The sequence below is a fragment of the Enterobacter sp. BIDMC109 genome, assembly GCF_001037885.1.
GTDB lineage: Bacteria > Pseudomonadota > Gammaproteobacteria > Enterobacterales > Enterobacteriaceae > Enterobacter > Enterobacter hormaechei_C.
Window position 1 is genome coordinate 1,128,865 of the sequence record NZ_KQ090002.1, and the last position, 14,535, is coordinate 1,143,399.

The 14,535-nt window shown below is 55.5% G+C and carries 12 protein-coding genes; 5 read left to right on the top strand and 7 right to left on the bottom strand.

The features are described 5' to 3' along the window. Positions 1-65: 65 nt before the first annotated feature. The 3 genes from SK62_RS05410 to SK62_RS22085 all read right to left on the bottom strand — a co-directional run bounded on the left by SK62_RS05410 (position 66) and on the right by SK62_RS22085 (position 1,617). Positions 66-812 carry an alpha/beta fold hydrolase gene (locus SK62_RS05410; RefSeq protein WP_017383514.1) on the bottom strand — a complete coding sequence of 249 codons (747 nt, stop codon included), beginning with the start codon at positions 810-812 and terminating at the stop codon, positions 66-68. Between the two features lie 10 nt (positions 813-822). Continuing rightward, positions 823-1,290 carry a DUF6130 family protein gene (locus SK62_RS05415; protein ID WP_015572184.1) on the bottom strand — a complete coding sequence of 156 codons (468 nt, stop codon included), beginning with the start codon at positions 1,288-1,290 and terminating at the stop codon, positions 823-825. Between the two features lie 156 nt (positions 1,291-1,446). Beyond that, positions 1,447-1,617: a YfgG family protein gene (locus SK62_RS22085; protein WP_017383512.1), complete on the bottom strand. Its 171-nt coding sequence runs from the start codon at positions 1,615-1,617 to the stop codon at positions 1,447-1,449. A gap of 368 nt (positions 1,618-1,985) precedes the next feature. Between SK62_RS22085 and SK62_RS05425 the strand changes: the two genes are divergently transcribed. Continuing rightward, complete coding sequence (locus tag SK62_RS05425) at positions 1,986-4,226, top strand: EAL domain-containing protein (protein ID WP_017692941.1); 2,241 nt, start codon at positions 1,986-1,988, stop codon at positions 4,224-4,226. A 4-nt stretch (positions 4,227-4,230) separates the two neighbouring features. On the opposite strand, the gene ppx is transcribed toward SK62_RS05425, so the two are convergent. The 4 genes from ppx to purM form a co-directional block, all read right to left on the bottom strand. Then, the gene (ppx, locus tag SK62_RS05430) at positions 4,231-5,769 is read right to left on the bottom strand and encodes an exopolyphosphatase (RefSeq protein WP_047719317.1); all 1,539 of its coding nucleotides are present in this window, start codon (positions 5,767-5,769) and stop codon (positions 4,231-4,233) included. Positions 5,770-5,772: 3 nt separating this feature from the next. Further along, a complete protein-coding gene (ppk1, locus tag SK62_RS05435) occupies positions 5,773-7,833 on the bottom strand; it encodes a polyphosphate kinase 1 (RefSeq protein WP_017692942.1) in 2,061 nt (686 codons plus the stop codon). Positions 7,834-8,061: 228 nt separating this feature from the next. Then, positions 8,062-8,703, bottom strand: a complete 642-nt coding sequence (gene purN / locus SK62_RS05440) for a phosphoribosylglycinamide formyltransferase (protein ID WP_039270209.1) — start codon at positions 8,701-8,703, stop codon at positions 8,062-8,064. Further along, entirely contained in the window at positions 8,700-9,737 is a 1,038-nt protein-coding gene (gene purM / locus SK62_RS05445) for a phosphoribosylformylglycinamidine cyclo-ligase (protein WP_017383509.1), read from the bottom strand. The genes purN and purM overlap by 4 nt, the downstream gene beginning before the upstream one ends. A 266-nt stretch (positions 9,738-10,003) precedes the next feature. On the opposite strand from purM, the gene SK62_RS05450 reads away from it, so the two are divergent. The 4 genes from SK62_RS05450 (at position 10,004) to SK62_RS05465 (ending at position 14,457) form a co-directional block, all read left to right on the top strand. After that, the gene (locus SK62_RS05450) at positions 10,004-11,434 is read left to right on the top strand and encodes a 6-phospho-beta-glucosidase (RefSeq protein WP_048249337.1); all 1,431 of its coding nucleotides are present in this window, start codon (positions 10,004-10,006) and stop codon (positions 11,432-11,434) included. A 226-nt stretch (positions 11,435-11,660) separates the two neighbouring features. Beyond that, a complete protein-coding gene (gene upp / locus SK62_RS05455; protein WP_003860560.1) occupies positions 11,661-12,287 on the top strand; it encodes a uracil phosphoribosyltransferase in 627 nt (208 codons plus the stop codon). Positions 12,288-12,369: 82 nt separating this feature from the next. After that, a complete protein-coding gene (gene uraA, locus SK62_RS05460; RefSeq protein ID WP_003860558.1) occupies positions 12,370-13,659 on the top strand; it encodes a uracil permease in 1,290 nt (429 codons plus the stop codon). 96 nt (positions 13,660-13,755) lie between these two features. Further along, positions 13,756-14,457 (top strand): DnaA inactivator Hda, encoded by a 702-nt coding sequence (locus tag SK62_RS05465; RefSeq protein ID WP_166792068.1) that lies wholly within the window; start codon positions 13,756-13,758, stop codon positions 14,455-14,457. Positions 14,458-14,535: the final 78 nt, after the last annotated feature.

Sequence of the window (14,535 nt, forward strand, 5' to 3'; positions counted from 1 at the left end):
AAGTGCATAAAGCCCGCAGGATGGCGTGGCCCGAAGTCGGACCGTTCATCATGCGGGCTTTTTTATCACTGTTGACCCGATAACGCCTGTTCAATCGTACGGGTAATGACGTCCGGCTGGCTGACCATCGATACATGGCTTGCCGCTACCTCCGTGGTGTTGGCGTTGATTTTCTTCGCCATTGCGCGCTCTAGCTCAGGATTGATCATCCGGTCATTTTTGCTGACCACATACCAGCTCGGTTTGTCATGCCAGGCGGCATGCGCGATTTTCTCCCCAAACGCATCGGCCTTAATGGGGCCCTGCGTCGTGGCAATCACGCTGCGCTCAACGTCCTTCACGTCAGGGGCAAAATTCTCGCTGACCGCTTTTGTCGGCAGATATAAATACCCCTCTGTGGTTTTAGCGAGGCTGGCGGTCCCTGGCGGAGCAGGGTAGCTATTTGCCAGATCTGCCGTCGACTGGCCGGAATCCGGCGCAAAAGCGGCAACGTAAACCAGTGACTTCACGCGGGCATTGTTTCCCGCCTCGCTGATTACCGTCCCGCCCCAGGAGTGACCGACCAGCACCACATCCCCATGAGCCCGGGCGATAGCACGCTGCGTGGCGGCGACATCATCTTTCAGAGACGTGAGCGGAAGTTGTACCGCAATGACCTCGGTATGGTGTTTTTGCAGCCGGGTAATCACCTTATTCCAGCTGCTGCCGTCGGCAAACGCCCCGTGCACCAGCACCACGCTGGCTTTCGTCTCTGCCAGCGCGCTGGTGGAAACCGCCAGCACCATCGCTGTTAATACAGACAATGCTTTCATAACAGGCTCCTTAAAAGTGATGAACCGCGGCGTGTGGCGGCACGGTGAATTCAACGGTTTTATGGTCGATGGGTTTATGCGTCGGGTCGGCAACGACGATCGTCACTTTGTGCTTTCCTGCGGGCAGCCCGACCAGGATCACCGGCTCGCCGCTGGTATCAGCCCAGTGCCAGGGCGCGTCATCCACCACAACGTGAATATGGCCGATACGCGGAGTGACTTTCAGCGCGTCGGGTCCAAATACAGGTTCAATGCGCAGGTTTTCGACACGGTACTGAATAAAGACCGCACCTTTACTTAGCGGTCCCGCCAGCGGCGGATCGACAATCAGTTTTGCTGGCGGCTGGGGGTGTTCAGGCGGGGCGACGGCGGCTGGACCGTTGACATCAGCGGCGCTCAGACCATCCAACGGTGCGGCCATTGCGCCAGCAAAGGACGTCAGCGCAAATACAGGAAGCAGGAAATATCGACGAATCATCTGTGTCTCTCCTCATCAGTTTATTATGGCGAGGGATACAGAAGACCATTTTTATGTATCGGGGATGTTTGCTTTTGCGGGCGTGTTGTACCGGTTTGTCAGCGTAGCGCTCGGGATACAGTGCGATACAGTTTGTCTTCCGGGAGCGAACACGCTTTAGCGCTCGGGCGAATCCACCACAAGACCTGATTGCTGTGACTGAATTTTGTCCTGATGGTGATACCAGGCGCCAATGGAGGAATAAACAAAGCGGCCAAAGAAAAACAGGAAACTGATGAGCAGTATGATGCGGGTCATCCGGGTGTTAAATCGATGTCGTTTTCGCATACGCGTAGCCTGACTCACTTTCTTTTCCTGAGTATACCCTTTTGGGCGATACGGCTATTAAGGCACAGCCGCAAGTCAGGGTCAATTCGGCGAAATGTAAAATAGCGTCAATGCTTACATTAATTTATGTTATTAAAAACAACGCTTTTATTTATCGCATTGATAATTACAGGAAAAATATTCAAAAAAAACGTAAGAAAGGTTTATTCAGATAAATTAATTTGATTTAGGTCAACCGCATCCCGTCGTTGATATTTAAAATCCCTCCTCCACTGTGCTTGCCAGGAATTTTCCAGGCAACGTGTACGTCAGGTTGGATGCCTGTCTTCATTTACCCTCTGGAGCGCAAGGGTTGTAAACGAGCATCTATGAATATTCACCACATCCTGAAGCAAAATAAAGACCGCTGGTGGGCACTTCCTCTTATTTTGCCCGTCGTGTTACTCCCGGTGCTTAGTGTGGCTAATACCTTAACGCAGTTGGGCGACGGTATCGTTGCGCTCTATTATCTCCCGCTCTCCTTTTTGCTGACGCTGATGTTATTCTTTGGCCTGGAAGCCCTCCCCGGGGTGGTGGTGTCGCTGTTTTTACGTTATTACCCCTCCGTTGGGTTATTTGAAGCCATGGCCGGCATTCTGCATTTTATCGTTCCTCTGGTGCTCAGCTGGGGCGGTTATCGCGTGTTTGCGCCCCGGCGCAATATGACCGCTTACGGTGACATACGCCTGATGGGGCAGCGTATTTTCTGGCAGGTGTTTTGCCCGGCAACGCTATTTCTGCTGCTGTTTCAGTTTGCGGTCTATCTCGGCGTCTATGAGAGCCGCCAGAGCCTCGCAGGACTGAATCCCCTCAATATTCGGACCCTTATTAACTATCAGGGGCTGCTGGTGAGCGGGCTGACGGGCGTGCCGCTAAGCTACCTGCTGATCCGCCTGATACGTCATCCGCGCTATATCAAGGGACTGATGTCCCAGCTCCGCGCGCAAATAGACAAAAAGGTGACGGCCTTTGAGTTTGTGGTGTGGTTTTTAGCCCTGGGCGGGTTGCTGGTCATGCTGCTGCTGCCTATGAATGCAAACAGTTCCATTTTCAGTACCAACTACACCTTGTCCCTGCTGATGCCCGTGATGCTCTGGGGGGCGATGCGCTTTGGCTACAAGCTGATGTCACTCATCTGGACGCCGGTCCTGCTGGTGTCGATTCACTTTTTTTATCACTACATTCCGGTGCAAGAGGGTTATGGCATTCAGCTGGCGATCACCTCATCCAGCTATCTGGTCTTTTCCTTCGTTGTGACGTACATGTCGATGCTGGCGACACGCCAGCGGGCCATCAATATTCGCTCCCGCAGTCAGGCTTTTCTCGATCCGGTGGTGCATATGCCCAACCTGCGGGCGCTGTCGCGCGAGCTGGCCAGTCATCCGTGGTCAGCGCTCTGTTTACTGCGCGTGCCCGAGCTGGAGGTGCTGGGACGCAATTACGGCGTGATGCTGCGGATCCAGTATAAACAGCAGCTGGCGCAATGGATAAACGGCACCCTTCAGCCCAATGAGCGAGTCTATCACCTCACCGGGTATGACATGGCGGTGCGTCTGGAGGCGGAGTCGCATCAACAGCGCATTGAAACGCTGGACGAGCATATCAAGCAGTTTGTTTTTATCTGGGATGGTATGCCGGTACAGCCTCAGGTCGGCGTGAGCTATTGCTATGTACGCTCACCCGTCAATCATCTCTATCTGGTGCTGGGGGAACTGGGCATCGTGGCCGATCTCTCCCTTTCTACCAACCACCCGGAAAATCTTCAGCAGCGCGGGGCTGTTCATTTGCAGCGTAGCCTGAAAGATAAGGTCGCGATGATGAGTCGTTTGCAGGCCGCGCTGGAGCAGGACGCTTTTACCCTGCTGGTTCAGCCTGTTCGCGGGCTGCGCGGTGATTGTTATCACGAGGTGCTGCTGCGAATGCGTGATGATAACGGGGCACTGATCTTTCCCGAGCAGTTCCTGCCCATTGCACAGGAGTTTGGTTTATCGTCGCGTGTTGATTTATGGGTACTGGAGCGTACGTTGAGTTTTCTGGCACAGCACCGCCAGCGTTTGCCGGGCCAGCGCTTTGCGATCAACCTCGCACCTTCTACCGCCTACAGGGCGCAGTTCCCGCTTGAAGTGAGCCGCCTGTTAGCCAAATACGCCGTTGAAGCGTGGCAGCTGATCTTTGAAGTGACCGAAAGCAGCGCCTTTGGTCATGCGGATCTGGCGGCGTCGACCCTCAGGAAATTACAAAAAATGGGCATCCGGATCGCCATTGATGATTTTGGCACGGGCTACGCCAGCTATGCGCGGTTAAAAAGCGTGGACGCAGACATTCTCAAAATCGATGGCGGTTTTATTCGCAATATTGTCAGCAACAGCCTGGATTACCAGATTGTGGCTTCCATTTGCCATCTGGCCCGGATGAAGAAAATGCTGGTGGTGGCGGAATATGTGGAAACGGAAGAGATACGTAGCGCGGTGCACGCGCTAGGTATCGATTATGTGCAGGGCTATTTGATTGGGTTGCCGACTGAGCTTGATACGTTGCTCAACACGCAGCCTTCTCAGGAGAGCGCCTGAGCCGTTACGCTGCCGCCTCAGAACTCTCTTCTTCAATCTTCAACAGCCAGCCGGTGACCGCTTCCCAGTACTGCTGCTCTTTTTCCAGATCCAGCAGCACCAGCGCGTTCTGGCTAAACCAGTCGTGCGGGAAGCTCAGCGTCCAGTGATAGTCATCCGTTTTTAGCTTCAGCGTCGGCGGCGTGGTGGTTGCCTGTCGCTGATTATTGAGCAACACGCCCAGGCGCAACAGCTGAATGAGCGGCAGGAACTGCTTTTTCTTAAATAACGTAAAGCGCGGCAGATCGTCGAGCTTGATGGCTTTGCGGTGATAGCGCACCAGCGTCGCCATCATGGATTGCTGCTCCTGGTTGAAGCCAGGCAGATCGCTGTTTTGCAGAATATAGGCCGAATGGCGATGCATTCCGCTGTGGTTAATGTTCAGCCCCACCTCGTGCAACATGGCAGCCCATTTCAACAGCGCGGCCAGCTGCGGATGCGCCAGCTTCGGATTCTGCTCCTCCCACTGCTCGTACATCTGAACCGTGGTTTCCAGCACCCGTTTCGCCTGTTCGCGGTCGATGTTGTACTGGTTGGCCAGGCTCTGCGCGGTGCGGCTGCGAATATCCTGATGACGGAAACGGCCTTCCATCTCATACAGCACACCTTCACGCAGGGCGCCGTCAGAGAGGCGCAGCTCTTTGATCGCCAGCGCGTCAAACACGCCGCAGAGGATCGCCAGCCCCGGTACGAACACGGCTTTACGTTCGTCGGACAGACCCGGCAAACTCAGGGCGTCGAAGCTCTTATGCTTAAGCACCTCTTCGGTGAGTTTCACCAGGCGCTCAGGCGTAATAAACCCGTCTTTTTCACCCATTGCCAGCAGCACTTCATGGGCCGCTTTAATCGACCCCGACGCGCCCAGCGCCACGTTCCAGCCCTGAATACGGTATTGCCAGGCCAGATTTTCCATTTTTTGTACGGCGGCCATGCGCGCGCGCTGGAAGTTTTCGCGGGTGATGACGCCGCCCGGGAAATACATCTGCGCGAAGCTGACGCAGCCCATACGGCGGCTTTCCACCAGACGCGGCTCGAAGTCTTCACCAATCACCAGTTCCGTGGAGCCACCGCCGATATCAATCACCAGCTTGCGGCCTTTTTCCGGCTGCGTATGCTCCACGCCCATAAAAATCAGGCGCGCTTCTTCGTTACCGGAGATGATCTCGATCGGGTAGGGGATAACCTTTTCCGCGCGCTTAAGAAACTCCGGCGCGTTCAGCGCCTGGCGTAGCGTATGCGTCCCGACGATGCAGACGCTGGACGGCGAAAAGCCTTGCAGACGTTCTGCGAACAGCGACAGGCAGTTCAGCCCGCGCTCCATGGCCTCTTCACTCAGCATGTTACGCGCGTCGAGACCATCGGCCAGATGCACACGCTGCTTCAGACGACCGATGATCTGCATCGCGCCATCCACCTCGCGGGCGATGACCATATGGAAACTGTTTGAGCCAAGATCGACCGCGGCGAACTCCTGCGGGCGTGGGGTATTATCGTTTATTGGCATAGGTTAATCGGATTGCTCAAGTGATTTAATGTAATCGTAAATCGCCAGCTGCGAGCGCACTTTACGGCGATTGCCGCGCGGTACATAGCGATTACTGAGTTCTTTGTCGATATAACGTGCTTTCACCGTATCGCTGAACAGGATCTCGATAATGTCCAGGATACGCTGCTTAAGGCGAGGATCCAGCAGCGGTGCCGCCACTTCAATACGGTAATCAATGTTACGCGTCATCCAGTCGGCGGACGAGAGGTATACGCGCTTATCACCGGCGTTATCGAAAATATAGACGCGATCGTGTTCAAGATAGCGATCCACAATGCTGATCACGCGGATATTGTCGCTGATGCCTTCCAGTTCCGGAATGAGCGAGCACATGCCGCGAATGAGCAGATTTACCGGAACGCCGGAGCTGGAGGCCGCGTACAGGCGGTCCACCAGCCCTTTGTCCACCAGATTGTTGAGCTTCAGCGTGATGCCGGACGACAAGCCGTTCTGCGCATTGGCAATCTCTTTATCGATCATATCGTACAGCAGGCGCCGTGAGTTCTGCGGTGACACCAGCAGATAATCGAAGCTCACCGGGCGGTACGGGTTCTCAATGAAGTTGAACACCCGACGCACTTCGTTGGTGATGCGGGCATCGGCAGTCAGCAGCGAATAGTCGGTGTAGATTCTCGCGGTTTTCTCGTTAAAGTTCCCGGTACCGATATGGGCGTAGCGCACCACGTCGTCGCCCTCTTTACGGGAGATCAGGAACAGCTTGGCGTGAATTTTCAGCCCTGGCGCGGAGAAGATGACGTGTACGCCCGCTTCCGTCAGTCGGCGCGCCCAGTGGATGTTGGCCTCCTCGTCGAAGCGAGCCTGGAGCTCAACCACCACGGTCACTTTCTTGCCGTTGTGCGCCGCGTGGATCATCGCATCGATGATACGGGAATCTTTCGCCACGCGATAAATGTTGATTTTGATCGCCAGCACGTTCGGATCGAACGAGGCCTGACGCAGCAATTCCAGCACGTGTTCAAAGGTGTGATACGGATAGTAGAGCAGCACATCCCGTTCGCGGATGGCGTCGAACCCGTTGCGGAACTTATCGAACCAGATATGGCGCAGGCGCGGCAGCGGTTTGTTCACCAGATTGGCCTTGCCGACGTTCGGGAAGCCAATGAAATCTTTGAAGTTGTGGTAACGCCCACCGGGGATAATGGAGTCGTAGCGGGAGATGGTCAGCTTATCGCGCAGCATCTCCACCATCGCGTCCGGCATATCGCGTTGATAGACAAACCGCACCGGCTCCGCCGTCAGGCGCTGCTTGAGGCTGGAAGACATCAGCTCCATCAGGCTGGCCTCCATCTCATGCACCAGATCGTACTCGGCGTCACGGGTCATCTTCATCGAGTAGGCGTTGAGCGCGTCGTAATCGAAGAAGCCTTTGAAGATATCGTCCAGGCAGTAGCGCAGGATGTTATCCAGCAGGATCATCGGCTTACGCCGGCGCGGGGTTTCCGGCGGCAGGTTTACAAAGCGTGGGACTTTATCAGACGGTATTTCCAGCAACGCGTAGTTAATGGTCTCACCACGAATGATTTCTACCGCCAGATAGGTGTAATCATCTTTCAGGAACTGCACCAGATCGGTTTCACGGTTGATCAGAATCGGGGTAATGTGCTGGCGCAGATAATGTTTGAAATAGTGGCGCAGCCAGTTTTGCTGATTCGCGGAGAGCTGGCGTTCGTTGATCAGGAAGATTTGGTTGCGTGCCATTTCCAGCAGCAGCTCGTTATAGAGGCCATCAAATTCCTGATCGGCTTTCATGACGCGAGACTGGATTTTTCCAAGCAGATGCCGCGAGTGGGAGTTTAAGCCCTGTTCTTCGCTGATGATGATTCGGCGTTTCAGTTCGGCGAAGCGAACCTTGTAGAACTCATCCAGATTGTTGGAATAGATGCCTAAAAAACGCATACGTTCAATCAGCGGGTTGCTTTTATCGGCCGCTTCCTGAAGTACACGTTCGTTGAATGCTAACCAGCTTAGCTCTTTCTCGATGTATAACTTTTCCTGACCCATTACAGCTCACACTCCAGTTCAATCACAGGACGTGGTAAATCCGTCTCGTCCTTATTATGGCGAGCATTTCCACGATATGTCCAACAGTGCCAGAAAAGTATGACAGTTATTTTTTTGTTGGGGAATTTAGAGGGTTGGGGGAGGGGGGGTCGGGTGGCGCTGCGCTTACCACGACCTACGGGACCGTAGGCCCGTGCAAGCGAAGCGCCGCCGGGCAATTCAAACAGACTACTCTTCAGCCGCATAACCCTGCGGGGGCAACTTCACGCCGTCCAGCCAGGCTGCGCCGTTGCGCATCTCCAGACGTCCATCGACAAACCAGCTTACCACCAGCGGATAAATGGCGTGTTCCTGCGTCTGCACACGTTCGGTCACGTCGTCTTCGTTGTCGCCGTCAAAGACCGGTACTTTTGCCTGCAAAATGACCGGACCGCCGTCCAGCTCGTCGGTGACGAAATGCACGGAGGTACCATGCTCCTCATCGCCGTTTTCCAGCACCTGACGATGGGTGTGCAGGCCGGGATATTTCGGCAGAAGAGAAGGGTGAATATTGAGCAGTCGTCCGGCGAAGTGTTCGACAAATGCCGGGCTCAGGATACGCATGTAACCCGCCAGCACCACCACGTCAGGTGCGTAGGCGTCAATCTCCTGCACCAGCTCACGGTCAAAGGCTTCACGCCCGGCGAACTGGCTGGCTTCCAGCGCGTGCGCAGGAATGTTCGCTTCCCGCGCGCGCTCAAGGCCGAATGCATCGGCCTTGTTGCTGAATACTGCCCGAATGGTGCCATTGATTTTCTTCTGTTTGCAGGCGTCTATGATTGCCTGCAAATTGCTTCCGTTGCCGGAAATGAGCACCACGATGTTTTTCATTCAATGACCACACGCTGTTCGGAATCGGAAGCTTTAATCGTACCGATTTTCCACGCGTTTTCACCTTTTTCTGTCAGCAGCTTAACCGCTTTATCCGCTTCGCTGGCGGGCAGGGCGATAACCATGCCCACGCCGCAGTTAAAGGTGCGGTACATTTCGTGAGAGCTCACGTTGCCTGCGGTTTGCAGCCAGTTGAAGACGGACGGCCACTGCCATGAGGATGCGTCGATCACCGCCTGGGTATTGTCCGGCAGCACGCGCGGAATGTTTTCCCAGAAGCCGCCGCCGGTGAGGTGAGCGATGGCGTGCACGTCAACGTTCTCAATCAGCTCCAGCACGTTTTTCACGTAGATGCGGGTCGGGGCCAGCAGGTGATCGGCCAGCGGTTTGCCGTCCAGCTCGGTGGTCAGCGGGTCGCAACCGCTCACTTCGAGGATTTTACGCACCAGAGAGTAGCCGTTGGAGTGCGGACCGCTGGAAGCCAGCGCAACCAGCACATCGCCGTCAGCCACTTTGCTGCCGTCGATAATTTCTGATTTTTCTACCACGCCGACGCAGAAGCCTGCGACGTCATAATCTTCCCCGTGATACATGCCAGGCATTTCCGCGGTTTCACCGCCGACCAGCGCACAGCCGGATTGCAGGCAGCCTTCGGCGATACCGTTAATGACGCTGGCTGCGGTATCCACGTCCAGCTTGCCGGTCGCGTAGTAATCGAGGAAGAACAGCGGCTCGGCGCCCTGTACCACCAGGTCGTTGACGCACATCGCCACCAGATCGATACCAATCGTATCGTGACGCTTAAGATCCATCGCCAGGCGCAGTTTTGTACCGACACCATCCGTACCCGAGACCAGCACAGGTTCACGATATTTTTGCGGCAGCGCGCACAGTGCGCCGAATCCACCCAGGCCACCCATCACTTCCGGGCGGCGGGTTTTTTTCACCACACCTTTGATTCGGTCAACCAGCGCATTACCTGCGTCAATATCAACACCGGCATCTTTGTAGCTGAGAGAAGTTTTGTTGGTCACGGCTTAAATCCCCACGCGATTGCATAGCTAGTAAGAAAAATCGGCGCAATTCTAACAGTCCAGGCAAACGTTTGCGAGCCTATTCTCGGCGAGAGGATCTTTTTTTCTGTGCGGGCTGTCCAGGGCAACAAACTTGACTCTGTTCACGAAAATGAAACCGGTTTCGGCGATCTGCTTGCAACGGCTATCCCCTTTGCACATCATCAAACTGAAACCGGTTTCTGTAACTGTTTTTGCAGAAAATAACGCAGAATGAGGGATAGCGAATGTCAGGATTTAAAGCAGGTTTTCTGTGGGGTGGGGCCGTTGCGGCGCACCAGCTCGAAGGCGGCTGGAAAGAGGGCGGCAAGGGCGTGAGCGTTGCCGATGTCATGACGGCAGGCGCCCACGGGGTACCGCGTGAAATCACCAACGGCGTGCTGGAGGGGAAAAATTACCCAAACCACGAAGCCATCGACTTTTATCACCGCTATAAAGAAGACATCAAACTCTTTGCCGAGATGGGGTTCAAATGCTTCCGCACCTCCATCGCCTGGACGCGTATCTTCCCGAAAGGCGACGAGCTGGAGCCGAACGAAGCGGGACTCAAATTCTATGACGATCTTTTTGACGAGTGCCTGAAGCACGGCATCGAGCCGGTGATCACGCTTTCCCACTTCGAGATGCCTTTCCACCTGGTGACGGAATACGGCGGCTGGCGCAACCGTAAGCTGAGCGACTTCTTTGTTCGCTTCGCGAAGGTCGTTTTTGAGCGCTACCAGCATAAAGTGAAGTACTGGATGACCTTTAACGAGATCAACAACCAGGCCAACTTCCACGAAGACTTTGCGCCGTTTACCAACTCCGGGCTGAAATATGCGCCGGGAGAAGATCGCGAGCCGGTGATGTTCCAGGCGGCGCACTATGAGCTGGTGGCCAGTGCCCTGGCGGTGAAGGCGGGGCGCGAGATCAACCCGTCGCTGCAAATCGGCTGCATGATTGCCATGTGCCCCATCTATCCGCTGACCTGTGCCCCGGACGATATGATGATGGCGATGAACGCCATGCATCGTCGCTACTGGTTCACCGACGTTCACGTGCGCGGCAAGTATCCGCAGCATCTGCTCAACTACTTTGAACGTCGCGGCTTCGCGCTGGATATCACCGAAGAAGATAAAGTGGCGCTGACGCAGGGCTGCGTGGATTACATCGGGTTCAGCTACTACATGTCTTTTGCCACCAAAGCGACCGCGGACAACCCGCAGCTGGACTACGACGAGAGCAAGAGCCTGGTCTCTAACCCGTACGTGCAGAAATCGGACTGGGGCTGGCAGATTGACCCGGTGGGGCTTCGCTACTCCCTCAACTGGTTCTGGGATCACTTCCAGCTGCCGCTGTTTATCGTTGAGAACGGCTTTGGCGCGATCGACGTGCAGGAGAGCGACGGCACGGTGAACGACCAGTACCGCATCGACTACCTTTCCGCGCATATCCGCGAGATGAAAAAAGCGGTGGTGGAGGATGGCGTAGACCTGATGGGCTATACCCCGTGGGGCTGTATCGACCTGGTCTCGGCCGGCACCGGCGAGATGAAAAAACGCTACGGCTTTATCTTTGTCGATAAAGATAACGAAGGTAACGGCACGCTGAACCGCAGCAAGAAGAAATCGTTCGACTGGTATAAGCAGGTGATTGCCAGCAACGGAGAGCAGCTATAATTGCCCGGTGGCGCTGCGCTTACCGGGCCTACGGGATGTGTAGGCCGGGTAAGCGTTAGCGCCACCCGGCAGAATCCCGCACCCAAGCCGGAGCTTCGCCTCCGGTTTTTTTGTCTCTAAATCACTTTGATTGATATACGTCAAGCAAGATGGGTATGGCGCAATCCGAAAAAAGCGGTATAATCCCGCGATTTTTTTGCGGATGCCACCTCAGAGGAGAAAGAGAATGAAGATTGTGGAAGTGAAACACCCACTCGTTAAACACAAGTTGGGCCTGATGCGTGAGCATGACATCAGCACGAAGCGTTTTCGCGAACTGGCTTCTGAAGTGGGTAGCCTGCTGACCTACGAAGCGACCTCTGATCTGGAAACGGAAAAAGTGACCATCGAAGGCTGGAACGGTCCGGTACAGGTTGAGCAGATCAAAGGTAAAAAAATTACCGTGGTGCCAATCCTGCGTGCGGGTCTGGGCATGATGGAAGGCGTGCTGGAGCACGTCCCAAGCGCGCGTATCAGCGTGGTGGGTATCTACCGTAACGAAGAGACGCTTGAGCCGGTCCCGTACTTCCAGAAGCTGGTCTCTAACATCGACGAGCGTATGGCGCTGGTGGTTGACCCGATGCTGGCGACCGGCGGTTCGATGATCGCCACCATCGACCTGCTGAAAAAAGCGGGATGCAGCAGCATCAAAGTGCTGGTGCTGGTTGCGGCGCCGGAAGGTATCGCGGCGCTGGAAAAAGCGCACCCGGACGTTGAACTCTATACCGCGTCTGTCGACCAGGGACTGAACGAGCACGGGTACATCATCCCGGGGCTCGGCGATGCCGGCGATAAGATTTTTGGTACTAAATAATCGAATAACGATAAAGAAGCCGACTTTGATAGTCGGCTTTTTTTTGAATAAAAACCAACAATGACACTCAGAGGAAAACACTATGACGCGCCGTGCTATCGGGGTGAGTGAAAGACCGCCGCTTTTACAGACAATCCCGCTTAGTTTGCAGCACCTGTTCGCCATGTTTGGCGCAACCGTGCTGGTGCCAATCCTGTTTCACATTAACCCGGCTACCGTGCTGCTGTTTAACGGCATCGGTACGCTACTTTACCTCTTCATCTGTAAAGGCAAAATCCCGGCCTATCTCGGGTCGAGCTTCGCGTTTATCTCCCCGGTTCTGCTGTTGCTGCCGCTGGGTTATGAGGTCGCGCTGGGCGGCTTTATCATGTGCGGCGTGCTGTTCTGCCTGGTCTCCTTCATCGTGAAGAAAGCCGGTACCGGCTGGCTGGACGTGATGTTCCCGCCTGCGGCAATGGGGGCCATCGTTGCCGTCATCGGCCTGGAGCTGGCGGGCGTGGCGGCGAACATGGCCGGGCTGCTGCCTGCGGACGGTCAGTCACCGGATTCTAAAACCATTATTATTTCGCTGGTGACGCTGGGCGTGACGGTATTCGGTTCCGTCCTCTTCCGCGGCTTTATGGCGATTATCCCGATCCTGATCGGCGTGCTGGCGGGTTACGCGCTCTCCTTCGTGATGGGCGTTGTGGATACCACCCCGATTGCCGAGGCGCACTGGTTCGCGTTGCCAACCTTTTACACCCCGCGCTTTGAATGGTTCGCCATTTTCACCATTCTGCCTGCCGCGCTGGTGGTGATTGCTGAGCACGTCGGCCACCTGGTGGTGACGGCGAACATCGTGAAGCGCGACCTGATCCGCGACCCGGGCCTGCATCGCTCCATGTTTGCCAACGGTTTCTCCACCATCATCTCTGGTTTCTTCGGCTCCACGCCAAACACGACTTACGGTGAGAATATCGGCGTAATGGCGATCACCCGCGTCTACAGCACCTGGGTTATCGGCGGCGCGGCGATCATCGCCATTCTGCTCTCCTGCGTTGGTAAACTGGCGGCGGCGATCCAGATTATCCCGGTTCCGGTGATGGGCGGCGTTTCTCTGCTGCTGTACGGGGTGATCGGTGCCTCCGGTATTCGCGTGCTGATTGAATCCAAAGTGGATTACAGCAAGGCGCAGAACCTGATCCTCACTTCCGTTATCCTGATTATCGGCGTGAGCGGCGCGAAGGTGCACATCGGCGCGGCAGAGCTGAAGGGGATGGCGCTGGCGACCATCGTCGGCGTCGGCCTGAGCCTGATTTTCAAGCTGATCTCGGTGATCCGCCCGGAAGAGGTAGTGCTGGACGCGGACGACAGCGAAAAAGCGCCACATTGATCGTCATGCCGGGCGAAGGATCGCCCGGTTCTCTCCTTGCAGGTTCCGTGTTAAACTCCATTCCGATTTTATGTAAGATCTCTGGTTGAGGTATTTCTGAACGGACCGGCACAGCTCTCTCTGCCACTTTATCTCCCTGACGACGAAACTTTCGCGAGTTTCTGGCCGGGTGATAACCCCTCTTTACTGGCTGCACTGCAAAACGTGCTGCGCCAGGAACACAGCGGATACATCTATATCTGGTCACGCGAAGGCGCGGGACGCAGCCACCTGCTGCATGCCGCCTGTGCGGAGCTTTCGGCGCGCGGTGACGCGGTAGGCTATGTGCCGCTGGATAAACGCACCTGGTTTGTGCCTGAGGTGCTGGAGGGCATGGAACATCTCTCCCTGGTCTGCATCGATAATATCGAATGCGTGGCGGGTGATGAGCCGTGGGAAATGGCGATCTTTAACCTCTACAACCGCATTCTGGAGTCGGGCAAAACCCGGCTGCTGATCACCGGCGATCGTCCGCCGCGTCAGCTCAATCTGGGGCTGCCGGATCTGGCGTCTCGTCTGGACTGGGGACAAATCTACAAGCTGCAACCGCTGTCGGATGAAGACAAACTCCAGGCACTTCAGCTGCGCGCTAAGCAGCGTGGGTTTGAGCTGCCGGAGGACGTGGGTCGGTTCCTGCTTAAACGCCTGGACAGGGAAATGCGCACGCTGTTTGACACGCTCGATCAGCTCGATCGCGCGTCTATTACCGCGCAGCGCAAGCTAACCATTCCGTTTGTGAAAGATATTCTCAAGCTCTAGTTTTGCCGGGTGGCGGCTGCGCCTTACCCGGCCTACGAAAACCCGTCACGCTTTGTAGGCCCGGTAAGCGCAGCGCCA